This is a genomic window from Mucilaginibacter sp. GW821-FHT07H05, assembly GCF_059418485.1.
On sequence record NZ_JBWKPY010000003.1, the window covers coordinates 324,247 to 345,565 of the forward strand.

Sequence of the window (21,319 nt, forward strand, 5' to 3'; positions counted from 1 at the left end):
CCAATCAAAACACCAGCCCCAACACTATCCCAATAATAATAACAACAGGGGTTTTTATTTTGGTGAAATAAAGCAAGGCAAACGTCCCTATCATTAATCCATAGGCCAGCCAATCGCCAAAAAAAGGTTTGGTTAACAAAATAAACGCCGTTGCCATAAAACCCACCGCTACCGAATTAATACCGCTCAGCGAGTTTTTGATGCGGGTTATCTTCTTGAGGTCTTCCCAAAAAGGGACTATAAAAAGGATCAGTATCAATCCCGGAAGGTTAATGCCAATTACTGCTACCAAAGCTCCAACTATTTGTCCGGCAATACTATAACCATGGTTACTTAAAGTAATTCCACCTACAAAAGATGTAAATGAAAAGGTTGGCCCGGGTAATGCCTGCTGTAATGCATACCCTGAAAGAAATTCAGAATTGCTGAGGTAATGCTTCACTTCAACAAACTCGGTATACATTAAAGGCACCAGCACTTGTCCCCCACCAAATATCAGAATGCCGTTACGGTAAAAGTTTTCGAACAAACGCACTGGCAAACTAAAGGGCGATGTACGATTGATCAGCGCGCCCATGGCGGCAAACAACAGCAGGATGCCGATAAAGTAAGTTACCTTTCGCCGGTTTACATTGGCAAACAGCTTTATCCTGATCTCATCCTCCTGCGGCTGCGTTTCCCAGGCCGATGAAATGATGCCCCCCATCATAATCAGTATCGGGAAAGCGTAAGCATTTTGCAGGATCAGCGTGGCGATTAACGACCCTATGGCCAGCATTACGCTGGCCTGTGTTTTCAGGCATTTAACGGCAAAGGTATAGGTGGCATAAGCCACAATACCCACCGCAATGGGTTGTATATACTTTAATACGTCGGCAATTTTATCCTGGCCGGCAAAGGTTTTATAGCAAATAGCCGCCGCCCCCATAATGGTTGCCGACGGCAGTATCCATATTAAAAAAGTGGTAATAGCTAAACCCAGGCCCCCTACCTTCCAGGCTATCCCTACTAAGGTTTGGGTTGATGAGGGGCCCGGCAATACCTGCGCTAAGGCGTTCAGTTCCATTAACTCATCTTCGGTGATATAACGGCGCTTCTCTACAAAATCGCGCAGCAGCATGGCTATATGGGCCTGAGGGCCGCCAAACGAGGTAAAGGTATACACCAACACATCACGCAGGAATAATAATTGCCGTTTGCTCATTCTTTTTTAGTCCATAGTTGATGGTCCATAGATCATAGTTAGGATTTTTTTAGTCCATAGTCGATGGTCAATAGTCCATAACCAGGATTTTTAACCATGGTCCATGGACTATCGACTATGGACTAATTAATAATCGTCATCATCCTCATCACCAAACCCATTTAACTGGTTGTAAACCGACTGCAATTCGGACAGCGCGTGGTTATCCCGCAGTTCGCGGGCTATTTTCATGCCGTTTTCGTAAGTGCTTATGGCATCCTCCTTACGGTTAAGCGCTTCATAAAGCTTACCCAAGTGATAATAAGTGCCTACATATTTCGGATGATCGGTTACCAGGCGTTCATAATAACCCAGGGCCGTATCTGCCTGATTTAAACGCAAATACTCGGTAGCCAGGGCGTATAGTAAAAATTCATCATCGGGTTCGTTCTTTAAAAACTCCAATAACTTTTCTAATCGGTTAACCTGCATTTTAAACGCTCTCTTTTTTTATATAAATTTGCAAAAACCTCTGCATGATGAAGATATTAGTGTGCATAAGCAATGTGCCCGACACCACGACAAAAATAACCTTTACCAACAACAACACCCAATTTAATACAAACGGCGTTCAATTTATATTAAACCCGTATGATGAGATTGCTTTGGCCCGCGCTATTGAGCTAACCGATGGCGGCAATGGCAGTGTTACCGTTATCAATGTTGGCGAAGCCAGTACCGAACCTACCATCCGCAAAGCGCTGGCTATTGGCGCTACCGATGCCGTGCGTGTGAACGCCCTGCCGCATGATGCCTGGTTTGTGGCCAAACAAATTGCGGAATATGCTAAAGCGAACGCTTTCGACCTGATACTGACCGGCCGTGAATCCATCGATTACAATGGCTCTAAAGTAGCCGGAATGCTGGGCGAACTGTTAGATATCCCATCCGTATCCATCATCAAAAAACTGGATGTGAATGGGACAGCAGCTACCGTTGAACGTGAGATTGAGGGCGGTAAAGAAGTATTAACCATTCTGCTCCCATTTGTAGCCGGTACCGCTGAGGGCGTTGCCGAACCTAAGATCCCTAACATGCGCGGCATTATGTCGGCCCGCACCAAGCCTTTGCAGGTAATTGAACCGGTTGCGGTAGATGTTAACTTAAATGTAACCGCTTATGAAACCCCTGCCCCCCGCGGACAGGTAAAATTAGTAAGCGCCGATGAAACCGCTAAGTTGGTCGACTTGTTACATACCGAAGCCAAAGTAATATAAACGAGATGTGAGAGCCGAGATGTGAGATATGAGACCCTTACATCTTCGGTTAATCGGTTGGTCTCAAATCTCATATCTCACGTCTAAAATCTAAAAAAAATGCCAGTTTTAGTATATACAGAAAATGCCGGGGGCAAATTCAAAAAATCCATATTCGAAGTTGTTTCCTACGCGCGTGCCATTGCCGATGAGCTGAAAACAACGCTTATCGCAATCTCTATTGGTGATGTTGGCGCTGCTGAATTAACCGCTTTAGGTAAATACGGGGCAGATAAAGTGCTGAATGTATCAAACGCCAAATTAAAGAATTTTGTTAACCAGGCCTACGCCTCGGTAATTGCCGACGCTGCCAAAAGCGAGAACGCTGATATTGTGGTATTATCCAACTCCTTTTCGGGACGGGGCCTTGCCCCACGTATCGGTGTTAAGCTGGATGCCGGCGTGGCTGATGGCGCGGTATCGCTGCCCGATGTGACCGGTGGTAAATTCAGCATCAAAAAAACCGCTTTCTCGGGCAAGGCGTTTGCCACGGTTGAACTGACATCGGCTAAAAAAGTAATTGCCTTAACACCAAATTCGTACAAAGTTGTTGATCAAGGGACAACTGCGAAGGTGGAGGATTTTAGCGTGGATGTAAAGGAATCGGATTTTAAGGCGATGCTGAAAGAGATCGTTCAATCGACAGATAAAGTGTCATTACCGGATGCCGAGATCGTAGTATCAGGCGGGCGTGGTTTAAAAGGCCCCGAAAACTGGGGTATGGTTGAAGAATTAGCTAACCTGTTAGGAGGCGCAACTGCCTGCTCAAAACCGGTATCAGACGCCGGCTGGCGCCCACATAGCGAACACGTTGGACAAACTGGTATTGCTGTCAGTCCAAATTTGTATATTGCAATAGGTATTTCGGGGGCCATACAGCATTTGGCAGGCATCAGCCGTTCAAAAGTTATTGTGGTGATTAATAAAGACCCCGAAGCGCCGTTTTTTAAAGTTGCCGATTATGGTATAGTTGGCGACGCGTTTGATGTAGTTCCGAAATTAATTGAAGCAGTAAAAGCATATAAAGCAACAGCATAAAGGTTTAGCCGGGATATGGGTAATAACATGAAAAAAATACAGCTGGATATTGTTGGCCTGTCATACAGCCAAACACAGTCTGGCGCTTATGCTTTAGTTTTAGGCGAAGTGAATGGCCGCCGCAGATTGCCTATCATCATCGGCAGTTTTGAGGCGCAGGCCATCGCTATTGAGATAGAGAAGATGACGCCCAGCCGCCCGCTTACACACGACCTGTTTAAGAGTTTTGCACAGGCCTATAGCATCCAGATACAGGAGATCATTATCTACAATTTGGTGGATGGCATTTTTTACGCCAAGCTCATTTGCTCTGATGGTAAAAAAACGGTCGAGATAGATGCCCGCACATCCGACGCGATTGCTATGGCTGTACGGTTTGATTGCCCTATACATACCTACGAGTTTATTCTGTCTACAGCCGGTATTGTGATCGAAGGCAATGATTTTGTATATCTGGAAAACCTGAACGAATCGCCCACCGAAGAAAAAAATCCAACGGCGCCGGCCAGCAACTACAAATCTGTAAGCATAGATGAATTGAAAACCATGCTCCAGGAAGCCCTGGCTGATGAAGCTTATGAAAAGGCGGCAAAGATCCGCGATGAGTTGAACAAGCGCAAAGCATCATAAAACAAAAAGGGAAGCTACATTTGGTAACTTCCCTTTTTTGTTTTTAGCTGATTAGACTTTGTTAAAAGGTAAAACCTACGTTAATAGCCGATACGCTATTCCTGACTGTGGCCCCTGAAGTGCCATTACCTAAATCGGCAATGCCGCCCTGGCCGTTGGCTTCGATAAAGAACTTAGATTTGGCCGATACCGGGAACTTTACACCTATCCCTAAATCAAGCCCTGCATCGGTACTGTTAAACAGGCTTTTAACATCTCTGCCACCTGCGGTTTCTGAAGCGCTTAATAAAAACCCAACGTAAGGGCCAAAGTTTAAGTACCAGTTTTTAGTGCGGCCAAAATGCCAGTTTGCATACAACGGAACAGTTAAATAATCTAATTGATAATTTGTAGTTGTGGTTGAAGTACCGACGGTGATATAGCCAGTATTCCAGCCTTTTTGATCGTACAGTAACCGGCCTTTAAAGCTCCAGCTTGGCGAAAAGTAATGCTCAACTGAAACGCCGGCGTTAAACCCGCTCCGGTAATCGCTGTTGGTAAAATTACCAGATGTTACGGTTGCAGCGTTATAGCCAACAGTAATACCAAAATCTGTAGTGCCTTTTGATTGTGAAAATGCGGCTGTACCTAAGCACGATACAGCAAATAGTGCGGTGAGAATTTTTTTCATAAATTGTAAATAAAGTTTGCACTAAGATAATCCTTTACCAAAAAAATCCCGGGGGTATTTAAAAAAAATCTTGTGCCTGCTGTTTTTGCTATATCGCATTATTTCGTTACTTTCCGTTTTTAATTTAACACTGATCAATATTTTAAAACCAGGCACCGTATGAATATTAAGTTCCGCTTAATACTGATGAATTTTATGCAATTTTTTATATGGGGAGCATGGCTGCTTACTGTGGGCGCTTACTGGTTCCAGAATAAAGGATGGTCGGGCGCGCAATTTGGGGCTATTTTTTCTACCATGGGCATCTCATCCATATTTATGCCTGCGTTGGCGGGTATTGTATCGGATAAGTGGATAAATGCAGAGAAGCTATACGGCATATTACATATTTTAGGTGCGGCAACATTGTTTTGTGTACCGCTGGTTAATAACCCAACTACATTTTTTTGGGTGATACTGGTTAATATGATATTTTATATGCCAACCTTATCTTTATCTATCACAGTTGCCTACTCTGCTTTAAAAGGTGAAGGTAAAGATGTTGTTAAAGATTATCCCCCAATACGTGTTTGGGGTACTATTGGCTTTATAGCCGCCTTGTGGGTTATAGACTGGACTAAAAGCGAAACGTCGGCTAATCAATTTTACATTGCATCGGGTGTGGCTTTAGCCTTGGGTTTATTTGCTTTCACGCTACCTAAATGCCCGCCATTATTAGGCAAAACCGGTAAAAAGACGCTGGCCGATGCACTAGGCCTAAAAGCATTTGAATTATTTAAAACACCAAAATTTGCCATATTTTTTGCTTTCTCGTTACTTTTAGGTGCGGCATTGCAACTCACCAACGCTTACGGAACTACCTATATATTAGATTTTGCCAAAGTGCCTGCGTACAAAAGTTTATGGGCTGTAGAACATTCGAGCGCCATCATCTCCATTTCGCAGATATCCGAAACACTGTTCATTTTAGCTATACCCTTCTTTTTACGCAAATTTGGCATCAAGAATGTAATGCTTTTTAGCATGCTGGCCTGGGTGCTGCGTTTTGGGTTGTTTGCTTTTGGTAACCCGGCCGATGGCTTATGGATGATCATCTTATCTTGTATCGTTTACGGGATGGCTTTTGATTTCTTTAACATATCAGGATCATTATTCGTGGAAACACAAACCACGCCCGAGATCCGCGGAAGCGCACAAGGTTTATTTATGATGATGGTTAATGGCTTTGGCGCATTTTTCGGCAGTATTGGTAGTGGTTTTATTATCGATAAGTTTTTCACAAATGCCAATGGTGGAAAAGACTGGCACGACATATGGCTAACCTTTGCGGCTTATGCTTTGGTTATTGCCGTAATTTTCCCGTTTGTGTTTAGGTATAAACATAATTTAGCATTGGCACATAGCATAGAGGATGCCCATCCACCAATGAGAGGTGGGCTTGATGCACCATTATAACATTTAAAGTCCCGCTTTTAGCGGGACTTTTTGTTTTAGCAAATCACCGTTTTTTGCTATTTTTAAGCACTATTACATTTCGACCCGAAGTACTTATCTAATGAAGAAACATTATCGCCATGAACAAGACTGTCTGAACTGCGGCACTGAACTGCAAGGCAAATTTTGCCATAATTGCGGGCAGGAAAACCTGCAGATTAAGGAAAGTTTTGGTCATATGCTTAATCACGCGATAAGCGATTACTTCCATTTCGATCACCAGTTTTTCCACACCCTTAAACCATTGATGACACAGCCGGGTAAACTGACTGTTGAGTATATGGCAGGCCGCCGTGCGCAATACCTGCACCCGGTTAAAATGTACATTTTTATTAGTTTGGTGTTTTTTGTACTGCTCTTTAAAAGCAACCATGAAATAGTTAAAATAAACAATGGCAAAAAAGGGGTAAAAAAAGAAATAACCGACGAGGTAAAAAAGAACATCAATAAAGATAAGAGCCTAAGCGAAGCTGAAAAACAAAAATTGGCCGACCAGGTAAATAAGATTGCAGGGGATGATAAGAGCTTAGCAATAATAAAAAAAGGCGAACCTGTTAAAATCACAAACGCCAAAGTCGACAAAAGAAGCGACGATGAGGATAGTACCCTTGCCCAGTACAACCTAAATCAGCAAAAGCTGCCTGCAAATGAGCGCGATGGTTTTTGGCAGCGAATATATACAGAGAAAAAGCTGGTATATACCGAAAAGTATGGCAAAGAGAAAGCAATGGAGCATTACATTGAAGATCTTAGGCATAACATCCCTAAAATGATGTTTGTATTGTTGCCCCTGTTTGCTGTTATACTAAGGCTGGCTTTTTGGAAAAACAAAAAATACTATGTAGAGCATCTGATATACGCCATTCACCTGCACTGTTTCATTTTCTTATTTTATACCATTATATTATTAATACAAATGGTGCTACCCAAAAGCTGGTCGACGCTGGATGAATGGCTGACTACGGGTTTATGGCTTTACACCATTTATTACATTTACCGTTCGTTACGAGTGGTTTATCAACGCAGCCGCTGGCGTACTATCAGTAAAATGTTTGGTATGAGTATTATGTACTGGGTAGCTTTTGTTATTTGCATATTTGGCCTTGCAATGGCTACAGCTTTCTCGGCTTAGCCCTTACAGTGAAAATAACCGGTAACTTACCGACAAATTAAACAGGTTGATGCGTGTTTTATCGGTATTGTTATTGTACGATTGTTTGGTAATGCCGGCCTCGTAACGCAGATCGACCGAGATCTTTTTTACATCTACACCAACACCAAAATCCCAGGCCATGTTTTGATCTTTATGGTTCAGCGTTACCGCATTGCCTAAGGCATTACTAAAGCTTTGATCGTTATTAACGGCGAATGAAAATAACGGGCCTGTATAAAACCTGCCGCCAAACCCAAACGCGCCAATTTTGCTGCCTAATAACAAAGGGACATCAATACTGGTGAACTTTACTTTGGTTGTTGTACTGTTATTGCTTACATCTACATTTTTGCTGGTTACATAAAGTTCGGGCTGAAAGTTGAAGCCTAAGCCACCTATCCTGGCATAAACACCACCCAGGTAACCGGCACGGTTATCGGTATTAAAAGTAGATTTGGTAGAGAAACTGGACATATTAACGCCGGCTTTGGCGCCAAATTCAAATGAAGGAATGATCTGTGCCGAAGTCAGTTTGGCGCAAATCAGTATAATAGCAATGAAGTATAAACTCTTTTTCATAGTTGTGTAGTTTCAGGATAAACGGTTGAAAGATAATTTTGTGCTAAATTATAAAAAGAACCTTGATTAAAGGATTTAAAGATTAACAGGATATGGAAATCGTGTAATCGGATAGATCTGCTTGATGTTATGAAAAGAACCTTGATTAAAGGATTATCGGATTAAAGGATTTTTTGAAATCTTGTTAATCTTTAAATCCTTTAATCAGGGTTTAATTTTTAGAAAGAGAGTTTTCCCTGGTAGTAATCCAGTATTTTGGTGCGGATAAAGTAATCGTACCGGGCATTGATCAGGCCGGTTTTAGCCCGGTCCATATTTCCCTTTGCTACCATATAATCAACCGAGGTTAAAACACCGTCGTTAAACCTCACCTCGGCCGTACGGAAAGACTCGGTATAGGCATCCACCTGCTCCTGGAATGTTTTATAACGCTCGTACGCGGCTGTCATATTCACATACGCCTGTTCTATGTTTTGCTTTAGCTGTATTTTAGTAGCATCGTTAGTATACTTGGCGTTTTGCAGGTCAATTTTTGCCAGCGATACCCGGTTGCGGGTTTGGAAACCATTTAGGATAGGGATACTTAGCCCCAGGCCAAAGCCGGTATTGTAGTTGTTCTTAAACTGATCGGTATAGCTGCCTTGCGAACCGCTTGAGTAAAGTGTACTGATGCCACCGTTAAACGATAGCGTTGGAAACAGGTTCCCTTTAATAGCGCTTACATTCTTCTCGGCGCTTTTTACACGCAGCTCGGCGGCTTTTACCAGTGCAAGATCATTCAGGGCCGTAGTATAAACTTGCGATGACGATGCGGGATAATTTCCGGCTAACTGATCGGCAGATAAGCGGGCCAGCTTTACATCCTTATTAAACATTACGTTCATAATCTGTAATAAGCTTAGTTTGGCCGTATAAATGGCTACCTGGGTATTAATTATGGACAGTTTATCGTTAGCCAATTGTCCGCGCAAATCATATAACTGCGATGGCGGGATGTTACCATCCTTGTTTAATATCTCCAAACGCTCCACCTGTTTGGTCGAAACTTCTAATTGCGTTTTGGCTTGCGCCAGTTGGTCTTCGTTATCCAGCACCTGTAAATAAGTAGTGATCACATTCAGGCTGATATCATTTTTGGCCTGTTGATAATCCATTTGGCCGGCCTGGTAGGCTAAAGCGCTTTTTTTAATAGTGTTCATCAAACTTAAACCGTTAAACAAGGTGAGGCTGCTGCTCAGGTTGTAATTAGCATTGGTTATCTGGCTGTTCACATAAGTTAAATCGGCATTTTGGCTGCGGCCGCTGTAAATGGTATGGTTTACCGTGCCATTAAGACTGGGCAATAGGTTCTCGCGCGCCTGCTGCCAGTAAATGCGACTGGCTTCCATTTGCAACTCGGTTTTCTGCACATCCAGATTGTTTTTGATGGCTATATCAATGCATTGCTGCAGGGTATATATCGTATCAGCAGGGCTTTGGCTAAAGGCCGGGGTGCTAAAGCAAGTAAGTATCAGTAAGTATTTTAAGTAACGCATTTTCAATTAAAATTTTGTAGATGAGGCAATTTTACCGTCTAACAGTTCAACGATCCTTGATCCGTATGCCGCATTTTTTTCGGAGTGGGTAACCTGTATAATGGTAACCCCGTGTTCTTTATTCAGCTTACGGAAGATCTCCATAATCTCCTCCCCTTGTTTCGAATTCAGGTTACCGGTAGGTTCATCGGCCAATAACAAACGCGGCTGGGCTATCAAAGCACGGGCTATACCTACCAGCTGCTGCTGCCCGCCTGATAATTGCGCCGGGAAAAGATCTTTTTTACCTACGATCTGGAAACGGTCGAGCATATCGGCTACCAAAGCTTTACGCTCGGCACTTTTAATATCCTGATAAATTAGCGGGGTTTCAATGTTTTCGTAAACGGTCAGTTCATCAATTAAATGATAGGCCTGAAATACAAACCCGATATATTGCTTGTACAAGGCCGAACGTTGTTTCTCCTTTAACTGGTGTACCGCCTGCCCCATAAAATAATGGTATCCTTCTGATGGTTCGTCCAGCATGCCAATGATATTAAGCAAAGTAGATTTACCCGAACCGGACGGGCCCATGATAGAAACAAATTCGCCTTCGTCAATCTCCAGGCTAATATCATTTAATACAAAGTTTTTATTGCCGCCGGTCTGGTAGTATTTAGAAATGTGCTGAAGTGATAACATGAACTATTTATTGAGTATGTGAATTGTTGAATGTTTGTGCTAAAATATTTATAATAATGATACCCATATATTGAATAGCGTACCAAACCTTAAATAAATTGATTATCAGATACTTAAAAAGAAAATATTTAAGTATACCGTACGCTTACGTAACACGGAGCGTACGGTTATGATACACCTTTAAGTAAGAAGTCTTAAGTCCTAAGTCTGTAGTTTAAGACTCTGGACTTAGGACTACAGACTTAAGACTCAGGACTTGATCACTCGCTCCTCAAACTCTTTACCGGGTTTAATAAGGCAGCTTTGATAGATTGAAAACTTACCGTTAAAAAAGCGATAAATACCGATAAGCCGCCAGCCAGTAAAAACACCCACCACTGTATAGATACCCGGTAGGCAAAGTCCTGCAGCCATTTGTCCATTACGTACCAGGCCAATGGCGACGCGATGAGCACGGCAATGAAAACCAGCTTTAAAAAGTCGGATGAGATCAGTGCGACGATACTGCTTACACTGGCACCCATTACTTTACGGATGCTTACTTCCTTAAACCGTTGTTTGGTGGTAAATACGGCCAGCCCAAACAAGCCCAGGCACGATATAAATATGGTAACTATGGTAAATACATTCAGGATGTTACCTGTACGTTGCTCGGCACGGTACATGGCTTCATATTCCTGATCAAGGAAGTGATAGTCGAAAGGGATATTTGGATAAAAGGTTTTCCAGCTGGTTTTAAGGCCTGCAATGTTTTTTTCCATATCCTTACCCGATGCTTTCACCAGTAGTTTCCCAAACCAGTCATATTCGGCAAATAGTACAACCGGGGTAATTTCCTGGTGAAGGGATGCGAAGTTAAAGTCTTTTGTTACCGCCTTGATGGTCCCCACGCGCATGCTGCCCATGGATATACGTTTACCAACAGCCTCTGTGGGTTTCCAGCCTAAAGCGTTCGCGGCCGATTCGTTAATAATAAAACTATATCTCCGGTTGGTGTGACTGGTATCTAACACCTGTTTTTCATCCATCAAAGTAAAGTTGCTGCCTTGTAAAACTTTAATGCCGAGCGTATTTACAAAATTACGTTCAACAGGTATAGCCGTTATAGATAGCTTAAAACCCGAAGCTTTGCCTTCGGCCTGTGTAATCACGTACCCGCCGCGGATGCTTACCGGCGAATCGTACGAGGCCGACGTACTTAATATCCCCGGCATGCTACCCATACTGTTTTTAAAGGCCTCAATCCTATCGTATGGCATCCCGCCAATATCCAATATTAATACTTGCGACCGGTTGATACCCGTATTGGTATTTTGAATATAATGCAGTTGATTGCCCACTAATATGGTACAAATAATAAAAAATACCGAAACAGAAAACTGGAATACCACCAGCACTTTGCGCAGGTTACCGCTTTTGTTGCTGCCCCGGCCTTTCATAGTCACTACCGGTTTAAAAGCCGATAAATATAACGCCGGATAAGTGCCTGCAATAAATGTGACCACCACAAACAGTGCAACCAGCAAGCCAACAAGCCATGAGGTATGCCAGGTACCAAAACCAAGCTGCTGCGCAGTAAAGTTGCTAAAGCCCGAAAAGCTAAGCCATGTGAGCAGCAATCCGGCGAGCAGGGAGAACAGCGTAATCAAACCCGCTTCGGATATAAACTGTATAAACAACTGCTTGCGCTCGGCCCCCATTACCTTGCGTACACCAATCTCGTGCGCGCGTTCGGCGGCTTTTGCAGTAACCAGGTTCAGGAAATTGATACAGGCCAATATTAGCAGTATCATGGCTACTATGCTTAAAATATAAACGTATTTAATGCTGCCCGATGGTTCTAACTCATCCTTTAGCTTTGAATAAAGGTGTACCGATGTTAATGGATCTAATGTAAACCAGCTTTTGCTGCCCGATTTATCATTTTTAGACAGATCAGCTAAATAAGCCGCCATTTTTTTCTCTACAATTTTTGGATCGGCGCCGGGCTTTAGCAGTAAATAAGCATAATCGTTAGCCGAATCCCATTTGCGGGTTTTAGAACGCGCGGTAATATCGTAATTACCTAACATATCAAATTTAAGCTGCGAATAAGGCGGCACATCTTCAATAACACCCGTAACCAGCATATTTTTGGTTTGGTTAACTTTTAATATTTTACCCATTGGGTCATCGTTACCAAAATACTTTTTAGCCGTGCTGGCGCTGATAACAATAGAATTTTGTGTAGACAAGGCAGATGCCGCGTTCCCCTTTAAAAACTTAAAGCTGAATATTTTAAAGAATGAATCATCGGCCAGTAATACGCTTTTCTCGTTAAAAACATTATCGCCATACTGTACCGTAGCCGGTCTTCCGTCTGAATAATTATAAACACGCGCTCCGTCCGCAACTTCGGCCAACTGTTCCTTAAACACCGGTACCGCCGCGGTTGGAGTAACCGCAAGATCGTTTGGCTGATCATCATTAGCCGATTGGTAGTGGTATCCCACACGCATAATCCGGTCGGCATTTTGATGGAAGCGATCGTACCGCAACTCGTTCAAAAGATAGGTGGCCAGCAGCAGGAAGCAGCAAATACCTACAGCCAGGCCCGTAACACTAATAAAGGTGGTGGCCTTATTGTTCAGCAAATAACGCCACGCTGTTTTGAAATATGTTTTTATCATGGGTATTGGATTAAGTCCGGATTCGGTAAGACCGAAAGTCCGGAAGATTACTATTTATGATTTCATTTATTGTCTTTCCAACCTACGCGGTCTTCCAGACGGATTTACATCCTACTTTCGGACTTTCGGTCTTACCGACTTCCGGACTATTCTCATTCACTCTTCAAGCTCTTCACCGGGTTGATCATTGCCGCCCTTAACGACTGGGAGCCGACCGTTACAAAAGCGATAACAACGGCCGCAAAGCCGGCCAGCGCGAAGATCCACCACTCTATATCTATCCGGTACACAAAATCGGCCAGCCATTGATGCATTACCCACCATCCTATCGGGAACGAAATAAAGGCGGCCAGCACCACCAGCTTAATGAAATCGCCCGAAAGCAACAGCACAATACCGGTTATGCTTGATCCCAGTACCTTACGGATCCCTATCTCCTTGGTACGCTGCACCATGATCATTACGGATATGGCTATTAAACCTATGCACGAGATAATGATAGCAATAATAGCACTGCTGATAAATATGGTAGATAAGCGCTTTTCCTTTTTATATTGTTTTTCGGTATTCTCGTTCAACCAGCTGCCTTTAAACTCAACACCGGGAAAGGTTTCTTTCCATTTCTGGCTGATTTGATCAAAAGACTGCAGCAGACTGCCGGGTTTCACCTTAATAAAAATGTAGTTGATGGGGTAATTTTTATCCATTACCAGGGTTAAGGGCGCGATATCAGTATGCAGCGAGCGAAAATTATAGTTTTTAAACACCCCTATCACCCGCGATGGTTTTTTGTCGTCCATTGGTAATGCCACACCTACCGCGCTTTTATTAGAGATTAATTTGGCCATATTCTCGTTCACTAATACGGCGCTGCTGTCGGTAGCCATCGCGCGCGAAAAATCACGACCGTCTATCAGTTTAATATCCAGTGTTTTTAAATAATCGTAATCCACCTTTTGCATAGTGGTACGAATCTCGTGCCCCTTGTAATTAAAACCTGTTACCGATGTACGCTGCGCGCCATCATTACCCCTGCCCAAGTTATCGTAAGCGCCGGTAATGGATACCACATTAGGGTTGCCGTTTAGCACATTCCTGAATAATTGCAGGTTTTTGTCGCCATTTTCCCCACGGCCTATGGGGATACTTAAAACCTCTGTTTTATTAAACCCTAACGGCCTCTTCTGCATGTAATCTATTTGCCGCCAGGTAATCAAAGTACAAATGATGAGTAAAGTTGAAATAGCGAACTGGATCACCAGCAAAGTATTACGCACCTTGCCGGGTTTAACCGCGTTTACCGTACCCTTAAGCACCAGCACTGTTTTATAACGCAGCATCAGCATAGCCGGGTAAAAGCCCGCTATAATAGTAATCAGGATAAACACACCTATTACTGTAAGTAACTGGGTTGGCTGCAGCAACATTTGCATACTGATATTGCTTTTCATGGTGGCCTTAAAGCCGGATAGTACCAACGAGGCAATTACCAGGCCTATAACCAGCGCGCCGAAACATATCATAATAGTTTCTACCCAAAACTGGCTAAGCAGTTGCCATTTGCTTGCGCCCAAAGTTTTACGCACCCCAACCTCTCGCGCGCGGGTAAATGAGCGTGCTACCGATAGGTTTACAAAGTTGATGCAGGCGATCAATAATATAAATATACCGATAACCAATAGCGAAATAACCGACGCTTTGCTGGTTGAGCCGCCTTCCAGCCCGTCCATTGCTGTATTAAAATGATTGGTGGCATAAGGCAGCACATTTAAGGTGAATACGTTCCCGTCGGCATCGGGCCGGGCGCCGTCGCGCTTAATATTCTTAATATCATCTGAGAAATGTTTGGGAACAAACGTCTGCAGCCGCTTTTCAAAGCGCTGTACATTGGTTTGGCTATTTAACAGTACGTACACAGAGTGGTTTTGACTATCCCACTGGGTTAACCCATCATGATACTTCGGAAAGTTCTCAAAACGTATCAGTATATCAAAGGCGATACTGGAGTTATCCGGGAAATCTTTAGCTACCGCGGCAACGATATAACTTTGTACCTCGTTACCGATATTGAGTTCTATTGTTTTACCAATAGGGTTTTCTTTACCAAATATCGCCTTGGCCGAATATTCGGTAATTACCACGTCGTTTAAGTTTTTTAACGGCCGGTTTGTATTCCCTTTTATAATAGGGTACGTGAAGATCTTAAAAAAGTCCTCATCCACAAAATGAAGGCTTTGCCCAACTTTCTTATCGCCGTAGGTTACCAGCGCGCCGCCATTGCCCAGCCGTGTAATAGCGGCAATATCCTGATAATCGGCCTTAACAGCCGGGGCCAAGGGAATAGGCATGGCTGTATTTTTCTCTATTTTTTCAGCCCGGTTTGATGTGAAATATAACTGGTAAATATTAGGCAGGTTCTTGTTGAATTTATCGAAAGAAAATTCATAATAAATGGTAAGGAACAACAAAACACAACAGGCTATAGCTACCGATAAGCCTACCAGGTTCATCCCATTAAATACGCGCCCTTTCCACAGGTTGCGCATGGCTATTTTAATATAATTTTTTATCATGGTAATTTTATTAGTCCGAAAGTCCGGTAAGACCGGAAGTCCGAAAGATATTAATGTTATACTTCTGCTTCCGGACTTTCCGACTTGCGCGGACTTCCGGACTTACATTTATTCACTCCTTAAACTTTTAATCGGATTGCTCAATGCCGCTTTAATGGCCTGGTAGCTTACTGTAAGTAAAGCTATCCCTATGGTAATTATACCGGCCAATGCCAGTATCCACCAGCTAAGCGCAATGCGGTATTCGTAATTTTGCAGCCACTTATTAAGCGCGTAAACAGATAGTGGTACCGCTATTACAATAGCTATGGTTACCAGTTTCATAAAATCTTTTGATAGCATAGCCACCAGGTTGCCTACACTGGCGCCTAATACTTTGCGTACGCCTATCTCTTTCGTACGCTGTTCGGCCGCGTAAGCCGCCAGTCCGAACAAGCCCAAACAGGATATCACAATAGCCAGACCGCCGAATAAATTAGCCAGGATACCCAGCAGCTTCTCGTTTTGAAATTTCTTTTCGAAATCAGCGTCTACAAATGATATGGATGGCGGATAAGCCGGATTGATTAATTTCAGTTGCTTTTCAATGGCCTCAATATGATGACTAATGCTATTACTGCTGCTCATGCGCATGGCTATTATACTTACATTGCCACTATAGGTAGTGAACATGGGCGCTGTTTTTTGATACGGAGACCCCCAAACAAAATCCTTATAAACACCAATTATTGTAATCGGCTGACCCCATATTTTAATCATACTGCCCACAGGGTTCTTTAAATTCATAAGCTGCGCAGCCGTTTCATTGATCATGACGGTTTTACCTGCTGTATCGGCAAGGTATTCGGCCGAGAACTCCCGACCGGCAATTAACTTGACCCCTGTTGTTTTAGAGAAATCGAAGCCTGCGCGAAACGTATCAAACAAAACCCGCTGGTTTTCCTGCTTACCCGGCCAGTCCACATCCCAGGTATTGTTACCGTTAGTGGTAATGTCCTGCGACAAGGTGGTAGCATGGGTAATTACCCCGGCGCTTTTTAATTGGTTTATTAATACTTCACTTTTGTCGCTTAAGTTACCTTCGGCTTTTACCTGGATCAGGCTTCCTTTATCGTACCCGATGCTTTTATCCTGCACATATTTAATTTGTCGATAGATGCATATAGTTGATGCGATCAAAAAAACAGCGAATACAAACTGAACTACTACCAATACCTTACGCACGGGTAAGCCGCCTGCACCTGCTTTAAAAGTGCCTTTTAATACTTTAACCGGGTTAAATGACGATAAATAGAATGCCGGATAACTGCCCGATATCAAACCGGTTAAAGCGGCCATAGATAATAGCCCCACCCAAAAATACCATTCCTGGTAAGGAACTGATAGCTGGATATTCAGCAGGTTGTTAAATGATGGTATAACTGCCAGCAAAAGAATAATAGCGGCTACCATTGAAAACAGGCATAACAACACCGATTCGCTGATAAACTGCCAGATCAGCATTTTACGGCCCGAGCCGATGGCTTTGCGGATACCCACTTCTTTGGCCCGTTCTTCTGACCGGGCGGTAGATAGATTCATAAAATTCACACAGGCTATCAGTAAGATGCAAAGCGCCAGTATCTCAAACAAATGGATCTGGTCTATCATCCCACCGGTTGATTTACCGTTCTCGAAAGTGGAATGCAAATGTATTTGGCCGTAAGGGAACAGCATGGCGCTGGATTTATCTCCATCATGATTTTTGGCGATCAGGCCGCGTACTACCCCGTCAGCCTGTTTAAAATAGCCCGGGGGTTTCAGTTTTACAAAGGTGCGGCAAAAATTACTGCCCCAGCCTGATGTTTTAACCCATAGTTGTTCATTCTCCAATACAGCCCAGGGCAACAGGTAATCAAATTTGAAAGTGATATTAGGCGCCGGGTTTTCTACTACCCCGGTTACGGTTAAAGCGGTTTTATCATTACGTTTAATTACCTTATTAATAGCATCTTCCTTACCAAATAAGGCAATGGCAAGGTCTTTTGTAATAACGATAGAATTTGGCTGTGTTAAAGCATTTGCAGCGTTACCTTGCAAAAAGCGGTATTTAAATATAGAAAGGAGAGATTGGTCTATAAAAAGTCCGTCCTTTTTAAAGCCGTTATCTTGATAAGTAAGCAGCCCACCTGCCGTATATGAGCACAACCTGCCAACGGTTTCTACACCCGGCACCTGCGTTTTAATAGCATTAGCCATTGGCGCAGGAGAAGAGGTAAAAGTATAGATCTTGCCATCGCCGGGCTGGTTATTCTCTATGATATAAATGCGGTCTAAATTGTCAAACTGCTTATCAAAGTTTAAGTGATAGCTCACATAAAGCAATAACAGCAGGCAGCTTGCCATGCCAAGCGATAAACCACCCGCATTAATGAGGGAAAAACCTTTGTGCCTTTTTATATTTCTCCAGGCTATTTTAATGTAGTTTTTTAACATAATTTTTCAATTAGTCCGGAAGTCGGAAAGACCGAAAGTCCGAAAGGTATTTGTGTATATACATTCTGCTTCCGGACTTTCCGACTTATGCCGACCTCCGGACTTACATTTATTCACTCCTTAAACTCTTTACCGGGTTGCTTAATGCCGCTTTCATGGCCTCAATACTGGTTGTAAGTATAGCGATAAACAGGGCAACCGAGGCCCCTATCAAAAACACCCACCAGGATATAGTTATACGATAAGCAAAATCCTGCAGCCACTTATCCATAGCCCACCAGGCTATCGGGAAAGCAATAACGCTGGCGGCGATCACCATCTTCACAAAGTCTGTTGATAGCAGCGTTACGATATTACGTATACTCGCTCCCAATACCTTACGGATACCTATCTCCTTAACACGCTGCTCGGCTGTGAAGGCGGCAAGGCCCAGTAAACCCAGTGCCGACACTAAAATAGCTATCCCGGCAAAAAAGGTGATCAGTGTGGATAACCGCTCATCGGCCACATAAAGGCTGTTATATTTATCATCAATGAAACTAAATTCAAACGGTTCTTTTAAAACATACTTTTGCCAAACCCGGCGTGCGGCTTCCAATGCCTGCGGCGTACCGCCCTGACGTGTTTCCACGTAAAAGGTACTCAGGTATTCGGGATGATTATCCACTAACAGCGAGCCTATTTTCTCGTGCAGGCTTTGGTAATGAAAATCTTTAATAACGCCGATCACCATACCCGAATCGTCCCGGTTAACAAAACGCTGCCCGATAACCGGTTTACGGATCCCCAGTTCTTTAACCGCGGTTTCATTCAAAATCACATTATGCCGGTCGGCGTTGGTAAACCAGTGACCTTCTTTTAGCTTAAACTGCATCATGGCATTAAAATCAACCGAGGCCGATATCGGTACGATAGGCGGATCGAACTTAGGGTCGCGCCCATTCCAGTCAAAACCGCCCGAGGCCCCGCCGCCCATTTCAACAATGTTATTACTGGCCTGGGTAACCCGCAGTACCGAACTTTGCTGCTGCAGATCGTTTTTAATGGCAGATAATAAGGTGGTATTCTTTTTAGCGTCCCTGGTAAATGTGCGCCAGGGGATCTCTATAGTAAATATGTGCGATTTGTTATAGCCCACATCGGTATGGTGCAAAAAACTCATTTGCAGGTAAATTACCAAGGTGGCAATAATTAACACCACCGATATAACAAACTGGATAACGACCAGCGATTTGCGTAATCCGGTATCTTTAATACTTAGCAAACTTTTACCCCTGAACACATTTAACGGTTTGAATGAGGACAACATTATGGCCGGATAGATACCGTTAAGCGCGGTACAAACAAACAGTGCCGACGCCAGGATTACCAGGGTTGTGCTGTTAGCCAGCGGCTGTGTAAAGTGTTTATCGGTAACGGCGTTAAACAAAGGCATACTCAATTGAATAACAACAATGGCAAATAGCAGCGCAAGGGCCGTTACAATAAAAGATTCGGCCATAAACTGCCCGAACAGTTGCGGCCTGCCGGCTCCTACTATTTTGCGTACGCTAACTTCTTTCGATCGCACACTGGCACGTGCGGTGGTAAGGTTTACATAATTTATGCAAGCAGTGATCATCAATAACACTGCTAAAATGGAAAACACTTTTACCATTTTAGGATTACCATGCTGTAAAAAAGACCGTTGAATGTCGCTCTCAAAATGGATATCGCTCAGACTTATTAAACTAAACTCGGCCGACGACTTTTTTTGATTACTGCGCTGTATGTGGGTCAGCTGCTTTCCAACTTCCTTTATATTGCTGCCCGGTTTAAGCTTCATAAAGGTCATGTAGCTATAATTACCCCAGGACAGGTCATTGTTTTTTTGATTTTCGGAAGCAAACCTCGCTGCTGTTGGGATGAGTATATTAAATTGGAAACTGGAGTTAACCGGGTTATCTTTAATAATAGCTTCAACCTTGTAATTAATGGTATCAATTTTTAAGATCCTGCCGATCGCTTCCTGTTTGCCAAAATACTTTTTAGCCGTCGATTCGGTTAGGATAAGGCTGTACGGATTTTTGAGGAAAGGGTTCACACGTCCTTCAACAAAATCATAATGGAACATATTGAACCATTGCTCATCAACATAAGCGCAATCTTTCTCTTTTATTTTGTCGCCGTTAATATCCAGCAATAAGCCCCCGTAAGCTACAGCTATCCGCGTTAACTGTTCTACTTGTGGTATCTGTTTTTTGGCAAATTCACCTAACCTGTAAGATGAACTTTCCCAAATCCAGGTTTCGGTTGGTGATATGGCTAATTTGGTTTTGATACGATAAATGTTTGCCGCATCTTTATGATAATTATCAAAACTTACCTCATTTTTAACCCAAAGCGTAATCAGTACCGATGCTGCAATGCCGATAGTTAAACCAACCAGGTTGATAGTAGTGGTTTTTGGATGTTTCCAAAGGCTACGCCAGGCTATTTTAATGTAGTTTTTAATCATTGCAATTATTTAGTCCGAAAGTCCGTGTAAGTCCGGAAGTCGGAAAGATTTTTAATGTTACACCTGCTTCCGGACTTACCGACTTACACGGACTTCCGGACTTAAATCAATATATTGATGCGTACCTGATGCTTCGCTATCCTAAAGCTGTACCATACAAGCAATTAATTGACTATTAATATTTTATATTTATTAAAGGACGTAATTGTGTACGCATGTGTTACACTTGCTGTTCGGTTATGATACAGTTTATGGGCCAAAATGTATTGACTGGCGGGGCCATCCATAACTCTCCACCCTTTTAGGGTGATTTGTCCCTGCATATTTTTTTAATTACTTAATACACTTATATTTATTCATCAATTAAACTAAACACAATTAAACTATGGATCCTAAATTAATTAACTGGCCGGCTGTTATAGTAGCAGCGCTTTCGGCATTTATGGTTGGCGGCCTGTGGTATTCGCCAAAAGTTTTTGGTACCGCATGGATGACCGATAACAACATAACCATGGAAGACGCACAAAAAAGCAACAAGGGTAAAATTTTTGGTATGACGGCCGTTTTCTCGCTCATCATGTCGGCTAACCTGGCTTGTTTTTTAGCTGAGCCCGCCACTACGGTTCAATGGGGAGCTACAGCCGGTTTTCTGGCCGGCGTGTGGACCTTCTGCGCCATTGCCATACACAGCTTGTTCGAGCTAAAAAGCTGGCGGTTGATCTTTATTAACGGCGGTTATAGCGTGGTATCATTAGTACTGATGGGCGCGATATTGGGTTGGTGGAGGTAAATCTTCTACTATAACGTTAAATTACCATGTCAT

At 43.1% G+C, this 21,319-nt stretch carries 16 protein-coding genes; 6 read left to right on the forward strand and 10 right to left on the reverse strand.

Annotated elements, in window-relative coordinates; genetic code table 11:
* Positions 1-4 precede the first annotated feature (4 nt).
* Entirely contained in the window at positions 5-1,204 is a 1,200-nt protein-coding gene (gene chrA, locus AC07M6_RS09165) for a chromate efflux transporter (protein ID WP_494888709.1), read from the reverse strand.
* A 126-nt stretch (positions 1,205-1,330) separates the two neighbouring features.
* On the reverse strand, positions 1,331-1,675 hold the full coding sequence (locus AC07M6_RS09170) for a tetratricopeptide repeat protein (RefSeq protein WP_494888710.1): 345 nt from the start codon (positions 1,673-1,675) through the stop codon (positions 1,331-1,333).
* 47 nt (positions 1,676-1,722) lie between these two features.
* Between AC07M6_RS09170 and AC07M6_RS09175 the strand changes: the two genes are divergently transcribed.
* The 3 genes from AC07M6_RS09175 (at position 1,723) to AC07M6_RS09185 (ending at position 4,167) form a co-directional block, all read left to right on the forward strand.
* Positions 1,723-2,460: an electron transfer flavoprotein subunit beta/FixA family protein gene (locus AC07M6_RS09175; RefSeq protein WP_494889368.1), complete on the forward strand. Its 738-nt coding sequence runs from the start codon at positions 1,723-1,725 to the stop codon at positions 2,458-2,460.
* A gap of 99 nt (positions 2,461-2,559) precedes the next feature.
* Positions 2,560-3,537, forward strand: a complete 978-nt coding sequence (locus AC07M6_RS09180; protein ID WP_494888711.1) for an electron transfer flavoprotein subunit alpha/FixB family protein — start codon at positions 2,560-2,562, stop codon at positions 3,535-3,537.
* Positions 3,538-3,564: 27 nt separating this feature from the next.
* A complete protein-coding gene (locus AC07M6_RS09185; protein WP_494888712.1) occupies positions 3,565-4,167 on the forward strand; it encodes a bifunctional nuclease family protein in 603 nt (200 codons plus the stop codon).
* 61 nt (positions 4,168-4,228) lie between these two features.
* Here AC07M6_RS09185 and AC07M6_RS09190 read toward each other — a convergent pair whose 3' ends face one another.
* Complete coding sequence (locus AC07M6_RS09190) at positions 4,229-4,837, reverse strand: porin family protein (RefSeq protein WP_494888713.1); 609 nt, start codon at positions 4,835-4,837, stop codon at positions 4,229-4,231.
* 159 nt (positions 4,838-4,996) lie between these two features.
* Between AC07M6_RS09190 and AC07M6_RS09195 the strand changes: the two genes are divergently transcribed.
* Positions 4,997-6,292: a nucleoside permease gene (locus AC07M6_RS09195; RefSeq protein WP_494888714.1), complete on the forward strand. Its 1,296-nt coding sequence runs from the start codon at positions 4,997-4,999 to the stop codon at positions 6,290-6,292.
* Between the two features lie 100 nt (positions 6,293-6,392).
* Positions 6,393-7,463 carry a DUF3667 domain-containing protein gene (locus AC07M6_RS09200; RefSeq protein ID WP_494888715.1) on the forward strand — a complete coding sequence of 357 codons (1,071 nt, stop codon included), beginning with the start codon at positions 6,393-6,395 and terminating at the stop codon, positions 7,461-7,463.
* A gap of 3 nt (positions 7,464-7,466) precedes the next feature.
* Here AC07M6_RS09200 and AC07M6_RS09205 read toward each other — a convergent pair whose 3' ends face one another.
* From AC07M6_RS09205 to AC07M6_RS09235, 7 genes are all read right to left on the reverse strand, one after another.
* The gene (locus AC07M6_RS09205; protein ID WP_494888716.1) at positions 7,467-8,063 is read right to left on the reverse strand and encodes a porin family protein; all 597 of its coding nucleotides are present in this window, start codon (positions 8,061-8,063) and stop codon (positions 7,467-7,469) included.
* 218 nt (positions 8,064-8,281) lie between these two features.
* Positions 8,282-9,598: a TolC family protein gene (locus AC07M6_RS09210; protein WP_494888717.1), complete on the reverse strand. Its 1,317-nt coding sequence runs from the start codon at positions 9,596-9,598 to the stop codon at positions 8,282-8,284.
* Positions 9,599-9,604: 6 nt separating this feature from the next.
* Positions 9,605-10,282, reverse strand: a complete 678-nt coding sequence (locus AC07M6_RS09215; RefSeq protein WP_494888718.1) for an ABC transporter ATP-binding protein — start codon at positions 10,280-10,282, stop codon at positions 9,605-9,607.
* Between the two features lie 260 nt (positions 10,283-10,542).
* Complete coding sequence (locus AC07M6_RS09220) at positions 10,543-12,951, reverse strand: ABC transporter permease (protein ID WP_494888719.1); 2,409 nt, start codon at positions 12,949-12,951, stop codon at positions 10,543-10,545.
* A gap of 152 nt (positions 12,952-13,103) precedes the next feature.
* Complete coding sequence (locus AC07M6_RS09225) at positions 13,104-15,524, reverse strand: ABC transporter permease (RefSeq protein ID WP_494888720.1); 2,421 nt, start codon at positions 15,522-15,524, stop codon at positions 13,104-13,106.
* A gap of 108 nt (positions 15,525-15,632) precedes the next feature.
* Positions 15,633-17,999, reverse strand: coding sequence for an ABC transporter permease (locus AC07M6_RS09230; RefSeq protein WP_494888721.1), 2,367 nt, complete (start codon positions 17,997-17,999; stop codon positions 15,633-15,635).
* Between the two features lie 109 nt (positions 18,000-18,108).
* Complete coding sequence (locus tag AC07M6_RS09235) at positions 18,109-20,496, reverse strand: ABC transporter permease (protein WP_494888722.1); 2,388 nt, start codon at positions 20,494-20,496, stop codon at positions 18,109-18,111.
* Positions 20,497-20,881: 385 nt separating this feature from the next.
* Here AC07M6_RS09235 and AC07M6_RS09240 point away from each other — a divergent pair, with 385 nt between their 5' ends.
* Entirely contained in the window at positions 20,882-21,286 is a 405-nt protein-coding gene (locus AC07M6_RS09240) for a DUF1761 domain-containing protein (RefSeq protein WP_494888723.1), read from the forward strand.
* Positions 21,287-21,319 lie beyond the last annotated feature (33 nt).